This is a genomic window from Acinetobacter sp. CY79 (genome assembly GCF_059515845.1).
Genome location: NZ_JCAKMY010000025.1, coordinates 1 through 17,581, shown reverse-complemented (window position 1 = coordinate 17,581; position 17,581 = coordinate 1). Strand labels below are relative to the sequence as shown.

Genomic DNA, 17,581 nt, shown 5'->3' with positions numbered 1-17,581 from the left:
GCTACAACTAAACTTTAATGCTTGAAGCATGATTTATAAGTCTGATTGGTTTAGAGGTCACCAAGAACATTTGCGGATGCCGTGGCAAATGATTCATGGTTGCTACTGACCTTCTACTCTATATAACGTCGGCTTACACAGATCCGTTGACAATAAACTGAAAAAAAATTCAATTTTTTTTATACTGCTGTTTTATTCAGTGTTGGTTGAACAAAAATGGTCTCTTTGAACAAATATTACCTATGGTTCTTTTTACTTTGTTTAGGGCTAACATTGATCGCAGGCGTAGTCGCTGCATTATTACCACCACAAGTGGCAGGAATTGTAACGGCTTTACCTTATATGATCGCCATGATCTTTGTACTCAATTTATTTATTAAACAACAACGCCGTGCGCCTACAGACCAAGAGCGAAAAAAGTTTACATTAGCCTATACGTTTATATTTTGGGGTTATAACATCGCAGGGGTGCTGTTCGGAGTATTTTTGTTTTCTCGTAATGACCCTGAAGTATGGCAAAACTTTACGCTTTATATGACTAATGGGAAATTTTTAAGTCTTACGGTTATTATGATCATGATCTTAGCTATTCCCTTATACCTCATTACCTATTGGTTTTACGGCAAACAAGCACAACGTATGGCAATGAAAAAGTTTGGTTAATTGGTAAAATCAGTATTGAAAGAAATATTTTAAAACTGAAGCCTTTAAATGGCTTCAGTCGGCTGTAAACGATTTGGACTATATGCTTCAGCATTGAATAAGGTGTCTTGATTTAAGATCAATTGGCGTAAAATTTGGGCTGAGGCAGGTCCCATGCATAATCCATTTCTAAAATGTCCAAAGTTCGCCCACGCATTTTCAAGCTCTGGGAGTGGTCCGATATAGGGGATGCCTGTCGGAGAGCTTGGACGTAATCCTGCCCATGATTTTACAATCGGAAATTGTTCGAGTTCAGGCACCATTTCCACACTTGCTTCATAAATTCTACGTTGCGTGTCGATATTCGGACGATGGTCAAAACCAATATCATCCATGCTTGAGCCACAGACGATGTGTCCATCTTGTCGCGGAATTAAATACATGACTTTATTCATACACATGGTCGGTAGCCATTGTTCAGGGGTTTTAAATAAAAGCATTTGACCTTGAACGGGGTATACGGGAATTTTCAGTCCAAGTTGATTTGACCAATGCTCTGACCATGAACCTGTGGCAATTACATATTGATCCGCCGTGAAGTGTTGACCTTGAGTGGTTTTAATCGAATTGATTTTATTATTTCTAATCTCAAAATGATCAATCCATGTATTTTCATATACATTGACTTTGGGATGTTGTTTTAAATAGGTGATGATGGACTTGAGTAAGCGCGGATTACGTACATTGGAAATTTCAGGGAAATACATCGCATGCTGAAATTGTTGAGCAATATGCGGATTGGTTTGTTCTAGTTTTTCACGATTGAGGAGTTGGCAGCGTTGCATTGGTTCATGGTGGCGATCTACATAGTGCTGACCAATCTCAAAATCGTCTTCATCAAAGATCAGCAAACCACTGTCATGAATCTCAAAGTCGATCCTTGTGATTGGTTTTAGTTTTTTATTCCATTGTTGGTATAAACGTTTGCCATGCTGAGCTAAATCATTTACGGCTTGAGGATAACGCCATGGATACATTGGAGAAAGAATTCCACCACCTGCCCAAGATGCGGCTTTACCCGCCTGTTGTTGATCAAATAAGCTGATCGAGCACCCTTGCTCGAGTAATTCAAGTGCAGATAATAGACCGCTAATCCCACAGCCAATGATGGCAATATGCATCTTAAACTCAATCTAGTTCATAACAGTGTGAGATATTAAAACACAGCGCTTAGATTGCAAGTGATTTGAAATCAATTTGATGTTCAAATACATTTTCATCACTATAACTTTAAAAGAAATATTCATCTGCATCGAGCACAGGATTAAGGAGCATTAAACATATAAAAAGGCTGATCATGGATCAGCCTTTTAGTGTGTGATGCAGTGAGATGGCAAGAATCAGTTCATCCCTTTGAGCATTTTTGCTGCATCTTCAGCAAAATAAGTCCAAATCCCGTCTGCGCCTGCACGACGGCAGCTCATCAGAGATTCTAAAATTACACTTTCAGATAACCAGCCATTTTGAATGGCAGCAGCCAACATGGCATATTCACCACTGACTTGATAAACAAAGGTTGGAATACCAAAAGTATCTTTCACTTCACGCACGATATCGAGGTAAGGCATACCTGGTTTTACGATGACCATATCCGCGCCTTCTTGAATATCGAGAGCAATTTCATGTAGCGCTTCAGCTCGGTTACCCACGTCCATTTGGTAATTATATTTGTTACCACCTTTCAAGTTACTTGAAGAACCGACAGCGTCGCGGAATGGGCCATAGAAACTCGATGCATATTTCGCAGAATACGCCATGATGTTGGTATAGATATGACCATTGGTTTCAAAAGCTTGACGAATCGCAGCGATACGACCATCCATCATGTCACTTGGTGCAAACACATCTGCACCTGCTTCTGCATGACTTAACCCCTGTTTAATTAAGCATTCAACCGTTTCATCATTGAGCACATAACCTGTTTCATCAATGATGCCATCTTGACCATGTGTGGTATATGGATCAAGTGCGCCATCAGTAATCAGCACCATTTCAGGCAGTTCTTTTTTAAGTAAACGAACTGTAGTTTGAACGAGGCCGTCATCACGCCAAGCAGCTTCAGCGGATAAACTTTTGTCTTCTTGAGGGGTTACAGGGAAAAGTGCCAATTTAGATACACCCAATTCCAAAAGTTTTTCTGCTTTGTTTAACAACAAATCCGCGGAAAGGCGTTGGATTTTTGGCATACTAGGGATGTCTTGGGTTTTATTTTGACCTGGTAGCACAAATACCGGATAAATGAGGTGCTCTGTAGATAGATGCGTTTCTCTCACCATCTCACGGAGTTTTTCATTTTTTCGAATACGGCGCATACGTGTAGCAGGAAAAGCTGGGCGATTAAACGTATAAGTCATCACATTCTCGATGTTCGGTATTTAACTTGCGGTTATTGTAGCCCCCTTAATGCGGTTTTGGGGAGAATTCCTGAATGGTTTTTTCTCATTATGTTGATTTGAGTTTGTTATGAATGATGTAGAAAAAAAGTGGACGGGCAATTTGCATTACGGTGCAAAGGTTGACTTGAATGTGGTTTTAAACCAATTGGTTCAAGTATTTAATACTTCGCCTTATTTTTCATACAATGAAATGCAAATGCGTGTAGTCGATGGTCAAATCCAAGGCTATATCGAAATGAAACCGAATCTGATCGGGAATATTTCATTCCAAATTTTGCATGGTGGTGTATCTGCAACTTTACTGGATAGTATTGGCGGTATCGTGGCGATGGCAGAGCTTTATAATCGTGCTGAACCTGATCAGATGGCGGAAACGTTAAAGAAAGTCTCTCGTTTGGCCACGGTTGATATGCGTGTCGATTATCTCGCACCGGGTCGTGGAAAACACTTTATTGCCACGGCTGAAGTCCTTCGTATGGGGCGTAAAGGCTGTACTATGCGCATGAATATGGTCAATGATGAAGGTAAGCCAATCGCAACAGGTATCGCGTCTTATGCTTACTAATTGGTAAGTCTTTATTAAAGGATAAAAGAATAAAAGCCCTCAATTTACATAATGCTAAAAGTGAGGGCTTTTTGATGTCATTCAAACGCTATCAAGACTTCGCTCGATTTAAGGCATTTTGCCAAAGTTTTAAATGAGCTTGTCGTTGATCATCACTCATATTTGGCTCAAAAGCACGATCAAGTTGCCAAGATTCAGAGATATCTGAAAGCTGTGTGAATACACCGGCTTTTAAACCTGCCATGGCTGCTGCACCCCAAGCGGTGGACTCAAGCATTTTAGGACGTAGGACAGGGACATTTAAAATGTCTGCTTGGAATTGCATCAACATATCATTGCTACTCGCACCACCATCGACACGCAGTTCTTTCAGTGGCTGTCCAATATCCGACTGCATCGCTGTAAGTACATCAGAAACTTGAAATGCAATTGCTTCTAATGCTGCCCGTGCAATATGTGCTTTATTCGTTCCACGCGACATGCCACAAAGCAAGGCACGCGCATCACTGTCCCAATGCGGTGCACCCAGTCCTGTAAATGCAGGAACGAGAACGACACCTTCAACACTTTCGACCTGACAGGCTAAACGCTCAATGTCTTGGCTGTTTTTAATGATGCCTAAACCGTCACGTAACCACTGTACAATTGCACCTGCCATAAATACACTTCCTTCAAGTGCATAGGTATTTTTGTTTTGACAGTTCCAAGCGAGCGTAGACAGCAGGTGATTTTGACTGGTCTGAATCTGATCGCCTGTATTGAATAGCACAAAACAACCTGTGCCATAGGTATTTTTAGCAGTACCAACTTCAAAGCAAGATTGACCAAATAATGCCGACTGTTGATCGCCTAGAACGCCCATAATTGGAATTTCTGCACCTAATAAACCTTTGGCAGTGTTAGCAATATAGTGGTCGGAACTGACGATTTGAGGTAATACACCGCTTGGAATATTAAATAAATCGAGTAATTCTTGGCTCCAAGTCTGAGTTTGCAAATCCATGAGCATGGTTCGAGAGGCATTACTCATTTCAATCACATGTTCGGAACCTTGAGTTAGATTCCACATTAACCAACTGTCAATCGTTCCAAAAGCGACATGACCTTTTTCTGCAAGGTTACGTAAGCCATCTACATGTTCGAATAACCAGACCAATTTTCCAGCACTAAAATAGGGGTCGATGCGTAAACCTGTAATGTTTTGAATGCACTTTTCATGCTGATTTTGAATGAGTTGTTGGCACCATGAGCTTGCACGTCGATCTTGCCAGACGATTGCAGGGGCGAGTGGCTGACCTGTACGCTTGTCCCAAACCACGGTAGTTTCACGCTGATTGGTGAGTCCAATCGCTTTAATGTCTTTGGCGAGTAGACGAGCGGAAGCAATCGCTTGCTGAACGACTGCAATTTGAGTGGTCCATATTTCTTGAGCATCTTGTTCAACCCAGCCAGATTGCGGAGTCTTAATGTGGATTTCACGTTGAGCTGTTGCGTGAACATTTCCGTGTTCGTCAAAAATGATCGCACGACTGGACGTCGTTCCCTGATCAAGTGCAAGTAAGTAACTCATATATTTTTAAATCTTAGACTTGAAAAACAAAATATTAGCGCAATTATGAAATTAAGCGCATGAAGATGTGTAATTGTTTGAAAATTACATCGTATTTTTCTACAAGTATGCTATGATTACGCTGTACTTTGGGGATGTTCCTGGCTTCGACGCTGGTGATGAAGCTCATAGATGCATGCCGAGAGCGCATTTTCTCTCGTAAATCAAATTTGCATTTTTTAGTCGCAAACGACGAATCATACGCTCTAGCTGCCTAAGGGCAGCTTGTCCGCCTCTCCGAATACTTGTGGTTAGAGAGTCCGACTGAAGCGCACGCACACAAGTCCGTATTAAAGTCACGCCTCGGGGCTTTGTACTAAATTTAGAGGATCGCCTTAGCACCCTGTTCGTCGGGTCGCAACGGGTTAAAATAATTGACGATATCTAAGCATGTAGTATTCTCGAGTGTAGTGCTTGCGGACGCGGGTTCGACTCCCGCCATCTCCACCAAAACACTAACTTTATATGCGCAAACATAGCAAAATATAAAGTGGAAAGGCTTGAACTGTAAGGGTTTAAGCCTTTTTTTATGCCTGAACATAACTAAATATAACTAGCTACAGTGTACATACGGCGTGTACACTCTCATGTACATTTCATGTTTTATCGAACTGATTGGTGTACAAGAGTGAAAAGAGCCGATATTAAACGCCGTCCATTGTCTGATACTGTTTTAGCTAATCTCGAAGCCGAATCAAAAGAATATAGAGAGCTAGACGGTGATGGACTGTACTTCCGTGTAAAGCCTGATGGTAAAAAAGCATGGTTATTCAGATACAAAAAGGCTGATGGTAAGTGGTCGTGGCTTGGTATTGGTACTTATCCCGAATTATCGGGTAAAGGTGCAAGAAAAAAAGCATCTGAGATTATTAAGGATATTTCTCACGGCGATAATCCAATCATCACTAAACAGGAACGTAAACGCCAAGAGCTAGAACAGAACAATGCAACTTTTGAAGTTTTAGCGAGAGAGTATTTAGACACTAAAGTTAATTCGTGGGTCGTAGATACAATGACTCGAAATAAAGGAGCTTTAGAAAAGCATATATTTCCGACTTTTGGGAAACGCTTGTACACCACAATTCGTCCGATTGAGTGGATGAATCATTTAAAAGGGATACAACAAGAGCAGGGCATTTTTGAACAGGTAAATCGTATTCGTGCCATGTGTCGTGATATTTATGACTTTGCTAAAGTGACTGGACGTATAGACTACAACCCATTAGAGGGTATTCAAAAGTATCTACAGCAGGGCAAAAAAGAAAATATGGCTCATGTGAGTGAGCAAGAACTACCTGTTCTACTTAGAGCGATTAATAGCTACCCAACAATGGATGTAAGGTCGGGATTACAGCTTTTATCTATGTTGTTTTGTCGCCCTACTGAATTAAGGGAAGCTCAGTGGCATGAGTTTGATTTAGATAATGCTGTTTGGAATATTCCAGAAACAAGAATGAAGAAACGCCGTGAGCATGTTATACCTTTGCCGAGTCAAGCCGTAGCCATACTCAATGAATTGAGAACGTATGAAACTCATTCTGATTATTTATTTCCAAGCCGATCCGACAAGAATAAACCGAAGTCCGATGCAGTTTTTATCATGGCTTTACGGCGTTTAGGGTACGAGGGTAGACAGACACCGCATGGATTTCGGCATATTGCCAGTACCTTACTCAATAATCGTGGCTTTGATGAGCGACACATTGAATCAGCTCTAGCCCATGTTAAGGATGGTGTAGCAGGGGTATATAACAAAGCCCAGTACCTGCAAGACAGAACGACAATGATGCAGTGGTATGCAGACCATTTAGAAGAAATAGCAGATCAGAGCATTATTCAATTTAAAAAAGCTAAGTAAATGTTTTGATGATGGGAGTGCGCATAAAAAATAAGAACAAGTGTGCGTACTTTAATGCGTACTGCGTACCGAGAAATATCAAAACGCTGTTCAATTCAAAAAGTTAAGTGACAAGACTTTTCGCACTCATTCCAATAAATACACATATATAGCCAAATATCGTTTATATTCAGTTTGCTAAGTCTAGCCTGAAGGGTTGAAAGGTTAGTACTGAATTGTATTAGTTAATGATTATGCTTAGGTAAAATAAGGCTAAGAATGAAAAGTATTAAACATCCCGCACCATTTTATAGTTTACAAGACGCAGTTAAGGAATTGAATAAGACGTTAGAGTCCGATTGTTATAACATTCAGAAATTGTTAAATATAGCCCTAGTATATGATTTAAAATTACATACATATTTTTTAGGAAATTTTGATGTATCAGTAGATGTTAACTGTCCGATTGCATTGCCTCAAGAGGGTGGTAAATACTTTGAATTAATAAGAATAACAGAAGAAATTATTCAGACGGAAATGATGTGGGGGACTTTGTTGGAAGTAGAATATTCTTCACTTCATCAAATAGTTCTCTTCGGCAAAGCTGAGACCAACGATTTTGGATTTTGTAATATAACGAATCTGCAAGCTGAAGCACAAAATATATCGAATTTTCTAACTTACACAACTATGAAGCATAGATATTTAAAATATATAGAAGAGAAGGAAATAAATGAAATCAAAATATTAGCTATTTATCCAATGCTTAAATCAATAAGTGAACAGGATTTTAGTAGACCTAAAAAATATTATGAGTTTGAAAATGATGAAGGCAATTTTATATATCACCCTATAGTGAGACAAAAGGATCTTTGTATAACTCATAATCAGCTACTTAGAGTATTAAATTCTGAATTATGTATTCGTGATAGTCAGAGTATCAATCAAAAAGATTTAGACGAAAGGCATGATTTTTCTAAGCCAAAAGGGAAGAGTATTGCAAAGGAGTATGCCCAAATATCAGCAAGGGCAATTGCATTGCATTTATGGAAGAATGATAAAGAAGAATTAATTAAAACAGGAGAAATGTGTCAAATAGTTTGGAATACACTATACGATTCAGAGTATAGGGATGAGTTACCAGATAAACCGGAGTCTATCAAAGGCTGGATTAAATCTGTCACTCCTACATACGCAACATTGGCAGGAAGGAAAAAGAATCTAGAGTAAGTGTTACTTTATCTATATTAAGCGTACTTGCCCAAATTTTAATAATCAAAAAAAAATCCCACACTTTGTCCATATTCTTTCATATATGGGCTCTTTATGGCTATTCAACCAATTCGAATTCAATTTAAAACAGCTTGTAAACTACTAGATATAAGCCGTGAATCATTGCGCCATATCGTGCGTACAGATGCCTCATTCCCTCGACCAATCAAAACAGGTGAAAGCAAACAATCACCAGTTTATTTCGACTATGTTGAGCTTTTGGAATGGCATAACAGCAAAAAACAAAGCCTTGCAGAAATGGAGGCTTAAAAAATGGAAAACATATACAACACCCAAGTTGAAAAAGTTTTATCCCATCTCAAGCAAGGTCGAAGCATCACTCAAGTAGAAGCCATCCGACTTTTTAAATGTTATCGGCTAAGTGCAATCATCAAGCGTTTACGTAATTCAGGTTATGACATTGTGACCTACAACGAGCGTAATAGTTCGGGGACTGGTAGTCATGCACGTTATGAATTGAAAGGGGTGTAACCATGAAACCATCTATTTTTAATTTTAATCATCACGGTGTTCGAATTGTGCTTGATGAAAATGAGCAACCTCTTTTTTGTCTTGCTGATACTTGTAATGCTCTAGGGATGCAACGAGCAAACCCAAGCCGATTTAACCTAAATCCAAAGGGTACACATAGTTTGTGTATCCCTACCACAAGCGGTAATCAAAACATTACTTTTATCAGTGAGGAAAATCTATACCGCATTGTTTTCCGATCCAATAAACCTGAAGCATTGAATTTTCAAAATTGGGTATTTGCAGAGGTGCTACCAACGATTCGTAAGACAGGCAGTTATTCAGCACGTCAGATAGCCTTTGAGGAATTAAACCGCCTTTGTATGCAAGAAAAAGTATCTAAAGATAAAGGCACATTTCACAGCTTAGGTATGCACCGCCGTAAACATGAAAAACTCTTAAATGCGATTCGTATAGCAACATGCAAATCAAATATACAACTTGCATTTGAGGGCTTAAAGCATGGGTGAAATTATAGATTTTAAATCCAAAATTAAGCATGACAGCCAACCAATCACAGATGATGAGGCTCGTTTATTTAGTATTTACGATGTTGCAGTCGGTTTAATTATTGATATTGAGGAGGGTAAAACCTTCTCAATGGAAGCTATCAAAGAACGAATGATTGAAGTGATTGAAATCACTCAAGAGGAGCTTTGAGCATGAAAACACTAAAATATGTAATGAGTTGTCATACCTTGAGCCTATCGGATGTTGCTAAATATCTGCAAAACGAATTAAAGCAATTAAAAAGGGGTACACAATGATTCATCATGATACCCCCCAACAACAGATAACACCCGATCAAATTATAGCGGATTGTGTGAAGTGGATGCCACAAGATGCACAGTATTTACAGCATGGCATTATTCAACGATTTGGCAGTCCATTACAGCCGATCTATGTGAATCAAAACACGGTTGAAATAAACGATATTGCTTATGAACAGCCTTTAATATTGCCAATTTATAACGGACGTTTAGAGTCTATTCATTGTGCCATTTTAGATGAGGGTAAGCGTGTAGAGTTTAGCGAGGGAAGCATAGCAAAAGGCTTTGCATACTTTGGCGAACTCAAAGAAGATCAGCCAGTGATTATTTCTCACAACCTAGAGGCATTCTTTAAGATTGCTCAAACAGGTTATGCCGTTGTTTTGGTGGTTTTGCCTCAATTGTGTAATCAGACTCAAACAGCACTCAAAGCCTTTGATTTTGAACAAATACAGTTTGTTATTCAGCAATTATCAAAGGCAGGCTATACACAGGTATATATGCCAGTGAGAGCCGAACATATACAGCTTGAGCCATTTCAGCAGTTAGAGCAAAACACGGTAGTTAAGTTGCTGAGTCAAACCGTGCAATATGAAAATATTGCTTTGCATACCGATCTATCTAAGGATGATGATGCCGAGGAAATACAAGCATTCATTGATGAGGCAATCGAGAAATTGCCAAAAAATAATGCTCTACCAAAGGGTCATTTAGCTAAACCATTCCGCTATGGTGATGGCGTATTCCATCTTTTAGAAAGTGGCTTGTACTACATTGAACAGACCAAAGATGATGAACACAAACGCTATGTTTCAAGTCCGATCAAAGTATTGGCTCAAACAAGAGATACCACCAATAACGCTTGGGGACGTTTAGTGGAATGGTACGATGCTGATGGGATTAAACATACTCAAGCCTTGTCGATGGAGCTATTTCAGTCTGATGGCATCGAACTACGCAAAGCCCTAGCCTATCAAGGCGTCATCATTGCCCCTGATGGCAGAGCTAGAAATTTACTCCAAAGTTATTTGATGAGCTACCCGACTGAAACAAGGGCTTTATGTGTTGATCGTGTTGGATGGCATGACGATGTTTTTGTATTGCCCAATAAACAGATCGGACAGCATGAAAATGGTGATTTAATCGTATATCAAACGACCCAAGGACTTGATAGCAACTATCAAAGCAACGGCACACTAGAGCAGTGGCAAAAGGATATTTCTATTCCCCTGGCAACTCACTCAAAATTAGTCGTTGCATTGAGTTCTGCTTTTGCAGGGCAATTACTTGCACCACTGGAGCAACAAACAGGCGCAGGCGTACACTTCAAAGGGCAATCATCTAAAGGTAAAACTACAGCGTTATATGTCGGGTGTAGTGTATGGGGTAAACCAAGCAATTATTGCAAAACGTGGAAGTCTACAGGCAATGCTTTAGAACATACCGCCTATATTCATAATGATGGATTCTTGGCACTGGATGAAATTGGTGAAGTCGCCAATCCTAAAGAGCTAGGCAATATTGCCTATATGCTTGCCAATGGTAAAGGTAAGGCACGACTCACCAAACAAATTACGGCTAAACCCTCCTATGCATGGAAAGTCATATTTCTGTCTACTGGTGAAAAGAGTCTTAAAGAAATCATGCAAGAGAACGGACAAAAGACCAAGCTAGGGCAAGAAATCCGTTTGATTGATATTGATATAGACCAATCCGAATATGGTTTATTTGATCAGATTGACTTTGCCGAAGATGGTGCAAAACAGTCCCGACTATTGGTAGAGCGTTCTAATCAATCTTATGGCGTAGCAGGCATGGAGTGGCTGAAATACCTCACCCATGATAAGGATAAGGTCATAAGCCAAGCCAAACAGCTACTAGCGCAATACCACCTTGAATTGGTCGCTGAGCATCAACAAGGTCATATTGTACGAGTGGCGAATGCTTTTGCTTTGATTGCCGTTGCAGGCGAATTGGCAACTCAAGCAGGGATTACAGGATGGCAAACAGGTACAGCAGTCCATGCCGTGAAAACTGTCTTTAATGCATGGGTGAATGACTTTGAGTATGTTGGGGACTATCAGAGCAGAGAATACATTTTGCATGTAAAAGCGTTCTTTGAGGCAAATGAATCAAGCCGATTCGAGGCAATTACACCTGACCCCGACCACATCGAGAAAATTATCAATCGTGTGGGCTATTGGAAGATCGAAAACGGCGAAAAGTTATTTCTTGTACTGCCTGAGCAATTCAAGAATGAGGTATGTAAAGGACAGGACAGTCGAAAGGTTGCCAAAGCATTATTGATTGAGAAATTGATAGAGCATGACACAGGTAAGAACACAAAAACCGTTCGATTACCCAGTCGAAGCAAAGCCATTCGAGTTTATGCAGTCAAAGACGCTATTTTTAGTTGGGGATAGTGAAAATAGAGGGCAACAAAGGCAACAAGGGCAACAGCCTTGAAAATAAAGGCTTTGAACGTGTTGCCCTATTGAAAATGCAACAGGCAACAAAGGCAACAATTAAGCTAAATCTTAACGTGTTGCCCATGTTGCCCAAGCTAAAAAAAACAGGCAACAGCCTGAAACACTACCATAGCAAGCATGTTGCCTAAGTTGCCCATGTTGCCCTTAATAAATGCACATCCTCAAAAAAATTAAGAGATTTAGGACAATGCCAAACATGAACAAAGTTATATTAATGGGTGTATTGGGTCGTGAACCCGAGAGCCAGTAATTTCCCAATGGATGATGTTAGTTTTAGGCTAATATAATAAGACCATAATTTAGAGTGAATTAACTTGAAATTTATAAAAATAAATCTCCTTCTTATTTCAGCCCTTTTATTTCCATTTTCAGTGCTTGCTAATGAAAAAAATGAACTTGAAGATATACTTGGCAATCAGGAGGGTGATTATTGTTTTGTGTTAGCAAATAGAGCTTATTTAATCATGGGGTTAAGGCAAGATGGGGAAAAGATAAAAAATCTTAAAAAAGATGTTCGCAAATTGAGTGATAAATTTAACAAAGAAGAAATTAATAAACTCATTGATGAAGCTTATGAACAACCAATAATCCCCGATATGATTGGTAGCGCCGTAATCATGTCAAACTTTATGAGTGATGTTGAGCAGAAATGTATGTTAGAAAATCCTAATTGAAAAGCTACAATTTTCATATTTTAAATACTGAATGGATGACAGAGAAATTTTACACTTTGCTTTAAAAACAATAAATTAGGTTGTCGTTATAAGTAGCGAAAAGGTCTGGATTCTAAATCCAACCCATAACAATATGATTATGCTGAAAACTGTCAGAAGTGCAGATATGCACTTTCATTAACTTTATATGCACTTTTAACCTTTAGAAGTTAACTTTTGGGTTAGAAAACATGCTGAAAGTTAATTTACAAGTTAATCTCAAAGACGCGATAAACCTTGTAAATAAAGGCTTACAGCCAAAAAGTTAGCTTTACATGCACTTTTTGGCTAAAAACAGAATTTTTTTTATACGTGGGATGGGGGCGGTCTAGGTCAGTGAAGCATTTTCAAGTTTTACACTCCCCCCTTGCTACTGTTCAACCTCATGCAAATTATTCTTAAAATATGTAATGAGTTGTCATACCAAATCGATAAAATGATGAGACTATTCGTAATTTCGTTAAAAGCCGATATGGTTTCTTGTTATTAGATGTAATGTTTACAGTTGTTCATTTATTGTGTTTAAATAAACTATTATATAAGCAGTATTAAACAAAAAAATGAAAGCCCTCATAACAATAGGTTGCAAAACAGATCACGGTGGAATTGTCGTAGAAGCTGATAGTTCTTTTCTAGTTGAAGGTAAGGCAGTTCATTTAGAGGGTATGAAGCATGTATGCCCTAAGTGTAAAACGACTGTATCTGCTATTTCTTCAGGTAAAGGTTTTCTTACAGTAGGATCAAAAACTATCATCATGGCAGGTGATAAGACTAGCTGCGGAGCTACTTTTTTACCTCAACAAACATTAGTTGTGAGAACAAGCGGTAGTGGTTCAGGTGGCGGAGGTTCTTCAGTACCTTCTCTATCAACTCCAATTAATACTCAGCAAGCTTTACAAAATAGTCTTGTTGCTGAAAATAATACAGCTTGTCCTCCTGAATGTGTTGTAGAAACAATCAGCTTTAACACTAATCCAGGTCCGTATATTATTTCTATGGAAACATGGAAAAAGATTTTAGAGTTTGAAAAATTCGAATCAAAACCTTATCAGCCAGGCGATAATGTAAGTGGTGTAACACTTGCGATTGGTTATGATTTAGGTCAGCAATCTGTTGCTCAAATTCAAAAAGACTTAGCACCTTATTATACAAAAGCTCAAATTGATAGATTGCTTAAAGCTCAAGGTAAGAAAGGTGCAGCAGCGAAAGCTTTAGTACCATCTCTTTCAGATATTACGATTACAAAAGAAAAAGGTTATCAGTTAGCAACTGCATTAAAGACAAGATATGCTGAACAAGTACTATCTGTTTACCCTGAAGCTTTAGATCTACATCCACATTGTCAAGGTGTACTTCTTTCTCTAGTCTTCAATAGAGGTCCATCATTGAAAGATCCTAAAAATGGTTTAACCAGAGTACACATGCGACAAATCCGTGATGCACTTAAAGCAAATACTCCTGAAAAAATTCCGAATATTATGAGGGATATGTCTAAGCTTTGGAATAAAACAGGTCCTAAAGGAAATAGTGGCGTTGGTAAGAGACGCAGAGAAGAAGCAGATATTTTTGAAAAAGGAGTTAACTGTGATTGCTATAAATAAATACAGTTTTTCTGTAGCCCTAGTTGCTCTATTTGCAAACTTTAATACTGTTGCTAGTACGTCCGAAGAATACAGAGCTGAATGTGTTCCTGATAGTGTCGTTTTTAACGATATTTTAGGCTGTTATATTGATGATTTTGAAGATGCAGATAAAAAGTTAAATGTTGCTTATAAAAACAAAATGAGCAGTTTAAGTAAATCTAAGCAACTTCAACTTAAACATCGACAACGCAATTGGATTAAAAAGGTAGAGTCTTCTTGTGTTGCTGATGAAAAACAATATGGAAGAGAAAGTCATTTTGAAGCTATGCAATGTAAGATTGATATGACAAATCAACGGACTAAGTATTTAATAAAGTATAAATAAAATTTAACTCCTTCTATATAAGCGTTTTGAAGGCATAAGGGCTACTTTTGTCATGTAATTTTCTATCTACGGCTTTTATAATTCAATGGCTTATATGGAGTTGAATCATGTTTAAAAAATTATTAATTAACCGCGAATCACGGATAAGGATTTTCTTTAAAATCATAAGATAAATCGTAAGCGTCCGCTGAACCCCACTTTTCTTATTTGCTCAATATCCCGATAGTGTCCATTATTTATTAAATGGACATTATGTTTATGGCCTTAGACACTTTTATAGACACTGAACAAACGACAGAAAGAACCCGCAGAATCTTCGCAGCTGAGTTTAAACAGTACCTGGTCGAGCTTTGCCAGCAGCCAGATACGTCAGTAGCTAAGGTTGCAATGCAACATCAGATCAATGCCAATCTGCTGCATAAATGGATTCGCCAGTCCAGATCAATGCCCCCTGCATTAAAAAGCCCATCCAGTCCACAGACCGACTTTCTTCCCATCATTCTTCACCCGACTCCAGTCAGACAAGAAGCACCTCCGCCACCTGTGCCAGAGAAGAATGCTGTCGCTCATATCAGGATTCCATTGCATAAGGAACAAGGTTCCGCACGGGATCAGATGATCGAGATCGACTGGCCGGTGGAATCGGCAAAGGAATTACTGCCTTTAATTCAGGGCTTGATCAAATGATCCGTATCGATGAAATCTGGCTTGCTACCCAGCCGATGGATATGCGTGCAGGTATGGATACTGCCATGGCTCAGGTGCTGAGAGCATTTGGCTATATCAAACCACACTGCGCCTACCTGTTCTGTAATAAACGTGGCCATCGCATGAAAGTACTGGTGCATGATGGACTGGGCATCTGGCTGTGTGCCCGGCGGTTGGAACAGGGCAAATTTCACTGGGCTCAGGTTCACCAGGGTGAAACCGTGGCGATCAGCCCGGAACAGTTACAGGCGTTAATTCAGGGTCTGCCCTGGCAGAGAATCGGCTTACAGCAGGTGGTGAATATGCTCTAAACCAAGCTCATCCATTCTGCTATTCTCCAAACGTTTTATTTACACATATTCATGATCTCAGCCATACTGCGGTCATGAATACGCTGCCTGATTTAAGCCAACTGACCCATGAACAACTGCTGGAATTTACCCGGCAGTTGGCGCTGCAGCATCAACAACTCGCAGAAGATAAACAACAATTAGATGCCAAAGTTCAACATCTTGAAGTCACGAATCAACATCTTTCCATTCTTAATCAAAAATACGAGCATGAGCTTGCGCTATTTAAACAGCATAAATTCGGCAGTAAAAACGAACATCTAAGCGCAAAACAAATCCATCTATGGGACGAAGCGGTCGAAGAAGATATTGCTGCGGTTGATCTGGAACTGGAACGGCTGAATGCAGATAAAACCAATGCAGCTGCGCAGAAAGCCCCAGTCAACAAACCTAAACGTCGACCACTGCCAGATCACCTGCCAACCCTCCGTATTGAGCATGAACCTGCATCAACCCAATGTGCTTGTGGCTGCACCTTGCGTCGTATTGGCGAAGATATCAGTGAAAAACTGAATTTCAGACCGGCACAGTTCTATAAGGAACAGCATGTGCGTGGCAAATGGGTGTGTGATCAATGTGACACACTGACCCAACAAGCAATGCCGGCCTATGTGATTGAGAAAGGAATCGCTGCACCTGAACTGCTTAGCCATGTACTGGTGTCTAAATATGCCGATCATTTACCACTGTACCGTCAACGTCAAATCTTTCTACGCGCAGGTGTTGATCTGTCCAGATCAACCTTATCTGACTGGATAGGTCGCTGTGGTGTAGAGTTAGAAGGCCTAACCGATGCATTAAGGAAGGTGATCCTACAGCAAGCGGTGATTCATGCAGATGAAACACCTGTCACCATCATGCGGATGGATGATAAAGATAAAAAACCGAAGAAAGGTTATGTCTGGGCTTATGCAACAACTCAATATAATCCAATTCAAGCCGTGATTTATGACTTTCAGGATAGCCGTTCAGGTCAGCATGCTGAAGAGTTCCTGAAAGGCTGGCAGGGTCATCTGGTCTGTGATGATTACAGTGGCTACAAAGCACGCTTTAGATCAGGTCAGGTCATTGAGGTGGGCTGCATGGCGCATGCACGTCGTAAATTCCATGAGTTGCATGTGACTGGAAAAAGTCAGATTGCAGAACAGGCTTTGTTCTTGATTCAGAAGCTCTATGCGATAGAGGCTGAAATAAGAAAAAATACCGACGGTACAGCAGAACAACGCTATAAGTACCGGCAACAGTATAGTCAAGCTGTTATGCAGCAACTGTATGAATGGCTGACACAACATCAACTTGCAGTACCCTTAAGCTCTGCAACTGCTAAAGCCATCAATTACAGCCTAAAACGTTGGGAAGCCTTAAGCCGTTATCTGGATGATGGCAATCTACCTATTTGCAATAATTGGGCAGAGAATCAAATGCGGCCTTGGGCTTTGGGGCGTAAGAACTGGTTATTTGCAGGTTCGCTGCGCAGTGGTCAGCGAGCGGCAAATATCATGACTTTAATCCAGTCAGCAAAACTGAATGGGCTGGATCCGTATGCCTATTTAAGTGATGTGCTGAAAAGGTTGCCGACACATAAAGTGACTCAAATAGAAGAATTACTGCCACACCGCTGGAAACCTGAACCCCGTTAAAACATAGCAATGGGGTTCAGCGGATGTTTAC

The 17,581-nt window shown here is 39.8% G+C and carries 19 protein-coding genes and 1 other RNA gene; 17 read left to right on the top strand and 3 right to left on the bottom strand.

All coding sequences use genetic code 11. The annotated features are described in order from the left end of the window. Positions 1-216 precede the first annotated feature (216 nt). Entirely contained in the window at positions 217-663 is a 447-nt protein-coding gene (locus AC5YCE_RS11265) for an ABZJ_00895 family protein (RefSeq protein WP_496172106.1), read from the top strand. A 44-nt stretch (positions 664-707) separates the two neighbouring features. Here AC5YCE_RS11265 and thiO read toward each other — a convergent pair whose 3' ends face one another. Beyond that, positions 708-1,823 (bottom strand): glycine oxidase ThiO, encoded by a 1,116-nt coding sequence (gene thiO / locus AC5YCE_RS11260; protein ID WP_496172105.1) that lies wholly within the window; start codon positions 1,821-1,823, stop codon positions 708-710. A 219-nt stretch (positions 1,824-2,042) separates the two neighbouring features. Further along, complete coding sequence (gene hemB / locus AC5YCE_RS11255) at positions 2,043-3,056, bottom strand: porphobilinogen synthase (RefSeq protein ID WP_496172104.1); 1,014 nt, start codon at positions 3,054-3,056, stop codon at positions 2,043-2,045. A gap of 109 nt (positions 3,057-3,165) precedes the next feature. Between hemB and AC5YCE_RS11250 the strand changes: the two genes are divergently transcribed. Beyond that, complete coding sequence (locus tag AC5YCE_RS11250; RefSeq protein WP_496152544.1) at positions 3,166-3,663, top strand: thioesterase family protein; 498 nt, start codon at positions 3,166-3,168, stop codon at positions 3,661-3,663. 91 nt (positions 3,664-3,754) lie between these two features. On the opposite strand, the gene glpK is transcribed toward AC5YCE_RS11250, so the two are convergent. Further along, entirely contained in the window at positions 3,755-5,233 is a 1,479-nt protein-coding gene (glpK, locus tag AC5YCE_RS11245; RefSeq protein ID WP_496172103.1) for a glycerol kinase GlpK, read from the bottom strand. 130 nt (positions 5,234-5,363) lie between these two features. Between glpK and ssrA the strand changes: the two genes are divergently transcribed. The 15 genes from ssrA to tnpC all read left to right on the top strand — a co-directional run bounded on the left by ssrA (position 5,364) and on the right by tnpC (position 17,550). Next, positions 5,364-5,722: a transfer-messenger RNA gene (ssrA, locus tag AC5YCE_RS11240) on the top strand. A 178-nt stretch (positions 5,723-5,900) separates the two neighbouring features. Then, on the top strand, positions 5,901-7,130 hold the full coding sequence (locus tag AC5YCE_RS11235; protein WP_496172102.1) for a tyrosine-type recombinase/integrase: 1,230 nt from the start codon (positions 5,901-5,903) through the stop codon (positions 7,128-7,130). A gap of 258 nt (positions 7,131-7,388) precedes the next feature. Continuing rightward, the gene (locus tag AC5YCE_RS11230; RefSeq protein ID WP_496172101.1) at positions 7,389-8,339 is read left to right on the top strand and encodes a hypothetical protein; all 951 of its coding nucleotides are present in this window, start codon (positions 7,389-7,391) and stop codon (positions 8,337-8,339) included. A gap of 96 nt (positions 8,340-8,435) precedes the next feature. Continuing rightward, the gene (locus AC5YCE_RS11225; protein ID WP_496172100.1) at positions 8,436-8,651 is read left to right on the top strand and encodes a transcriptional regulator; all 216 of its coding nucleotides are present in this window, start codon (positions 8,436-8,438) and stop codon (positions 8,649-8,651) included. A gap of 3 nt (positions 8,652-8,654) precedes the next feature. Continuing rightward, the gene (locus AC5YCE_RS11220) at positions 8,655-8,873 is read left to right on the top strand and encodes a helix-turn-helix domain-containing protein (protein ID WP_496172099.1); all 219 of its coding nucleotides are present in this window, start codon (positions 8,655-8,657) and stop codon (positions 8,871-8,873) included. A 2-nt stretch (positions 8,874-8,875) separates the two neighbouring features. Continuing rightward, positions 8,876-9,382 carry a BRO-N domain-containing protein gene (locus tag AC5YCE_RS11215; RefSeq protein WP_496172098.1) on the top strand — a complete coding sequence of 169 codons (507 nt, stop codon included), beginning with the start codon at positions 8,876-8,878 and terminating at the stop codon, positions 9,380-9,382. Beyond that, positions 9,375-9,572 (top strand): hypothetical protein, encoded by a 198-nt coding sequence (locus AC5YCE_RS11210; protein WP_496172097.1) that lies wholly within the window; start codon positions 9,375-9,377, stop codon positions 9,570-9,572. The genes AC5YCE_RS11215 and AC5YCE_RS11210 overlap by 8 nt, the downstream gene beginning before the upstream one ends. A 103-nt stretch (positions 9,573-9,675) precedes the next feature. Then, complete coding sequence (locus AC5YCE_RS11205; RefSeq protein WP_496172096.1) at positions 9,676-12,105, top strand: DUF927 domain-containing protein; 2,430 nt, start codon at positions 9,676-9,678, stop codon at positions 12,103-12,105. Further along, the gene (locus AC5YCE_RS11200; RefSeq protein WP_496172095.1) at positions 12,105-12,299 is read left to right on the top strand and encodes a hypothetical protein; all 195 of its coding nucleotides are present in this window, start codon (positions 12,105-12,107) and stop codon (positions 12,297-12,299) included. The genes AC5YCE_RS11205 and AC5YCE_RS11200 overlap by 1 nt, the downstream gene beginning before the upstream one ends. Before the next feature lie 186 nt (positions 12,300-12,485). Next, on the top strand, positions 12,486-12,845 hold the full coding sequence (locus AC5YCE_RS11195; protein ID WP_496172094.1) for a hypothetical protein: 360 nt from the start codon (positions 12,486-12,488) through the stop codon (positions 12,843-12,845). 599 nt (positions 12,846-13,444) lie between these two features. After that, complete coding sequence (locus AC5YCE_RS11190) at positions 13,445-14,485, top strand: pesticin C-terminus-like muramidase (protein ID WP_496172093.1); 1,041 nt, start codon at positions 13,445-13,447, stop codon at positions 14,483-14,485. Then, a complete protein-coding gene (locus tag AC5YCE_RS11185; RefSeq protein ID WP_496172092.1) occupies positions 14,469-14,852 on the top strand; it encodes a lysozyme inhibitor LprI family protein in 384 nt (127 codons plus the stop codon). The genes AC5YCE_RS11190 and AC5YCE_RS11185 overlap by 17 nt, the downstream gene beginning before the upstream one ends. 258 nt (positions 14,853-15,110) lie before the next feature. Then, a complete protein-coding gene (locus tag AC5YCE_RS11180) occupies positions 15,111-15,539 on the top strand; it encodes a transposase (protein ID WP_496125720.1) in 429 nt (142 codons plus the stop codon). Then, on the top strand, positions 15,536-15,871 hold the full coding sequence (gene tnpB, locus AC5YCE_RS11175; protein ID WP_496125721.1) for an IS66 family insertion sequence element accessory protein TnpB: 336 nt from the start codon (positions 15,536-15,538) through the stop codon (positions 15,869-15,871). The genes AC5YCE_RS11180 and tnpB overlap by 4 nt, the downstream gene beginning before the upstream one ends. 74 nt (positions 15,872-15,945) lie before the next feature. Beyond that, positions 15,946-17,550, top strand: coding sequence for an IS66 family transposase (gene tnpC / locus AC5YCE_RS11170; protein WP_496171426.1), 1,605 nt, complete (start codon positions 15,946-15,948; stop codon positions 17,548-17,550). Positions 17,551-17,581 lie beyond the last annotated feature (31 nt).

Coding starts and splice junctions, on each gene's coding strand:
- AC5YCE_RS11265 (WP_496172106.1), top strand. CDS start 217: ATGGTCTCTTTGAACAAATATTACCTATGGTTCTTTTTACTTTGTTTA.
- thiO (WP_496172105.1), bottom strand. CDS start 1,823: ATGCATATTGCCATCATTGGCTGTGGGATTAGCGGTCTATTATCTGCA.
- hemB (WP_496172104.1), bottom strand. CDS start 3,056: ATGACTTATACGTTTAATCGCCCAGCTTTTCCTGCTACACGTATGCGC.
- AC5YCE_RS11250 (WP_496152544.1), top strand. CDS start 3,166: ATGAATGATGTAGAAAAAAAGTGGACGGGCAATTTGCATTACGGTGCA.
- glpK (WP_496172103.1), bottom strand. CDS start 5,233: ATGAGTTACTTACTTGCACTTGATCAGGGAACGACGTCCAGTCGTGCG.
- AC5YCE_RS11230 (WP_496172101.1), top strand. CDS start 7,389: ATGAAAAGTATTAAACATCCCGCACCATTTTATAGTTTACAAGACGCA.
- AC5YCE_RS11225 (WP_496172100.1), top strand. CDS start 8,436: ATGGCTATTCAACCAATTCGAATTCAATTTAAAACAGCTTGTAAACTA.
- AC5YCE_RS11220 (WP_496172099.1), top strand. CDS start 8,655: ATGGAAAACATATACAACACCCAAGTTGAAAAAGTTTTATCCCATCTC.
- AC5YCE_RS11215 (WP_496172098.1), top strand. CDS start 8,876: ATGAAACCATCTATTTTTAATTTTAATCATCACGGTGTTCGAATTGTG.
- AC5YCE_RS11210 (WP_496172097.1), top strand. CDS start 9,375: ATGGGTGAAATTATAGATTTTAAATCCAAAATTAAGCATGACAGCCAA.
- AC5YCE_RS11205 (WP_496172096.1), top strand. CDS start 9,676: ATGATTCATCATGATACCCCCCAACAACAGATAACACCCGATCAAATT.
- AC5YCE_RS11190 (WP_496172093.1), top strand. CDS start 13,445: ATGAAAGCCCTCATAACAATAGGTTGCAAAACAGATCACGGTGGAATT.
- AC5YCE_RS11180 (WP_496125720.1), top strand. CDS start 15,111: ATGGCCTTAGACACTTTTATAGACACTGAACAAACGACAGAAAGAACC.
- tnpB (WP_496125721.1), top strand. CDS start 15,536: ATGATCCGTATCGATGAAATCTGGCTTGCTACCCAGCCGATGGATATG.
- tnpC (WP_496171426.1), top strand. CDS start 15,946: ATGAATACGCTGCCTGATTTAAGCCAACTGACCCATGAACAACTGCTG.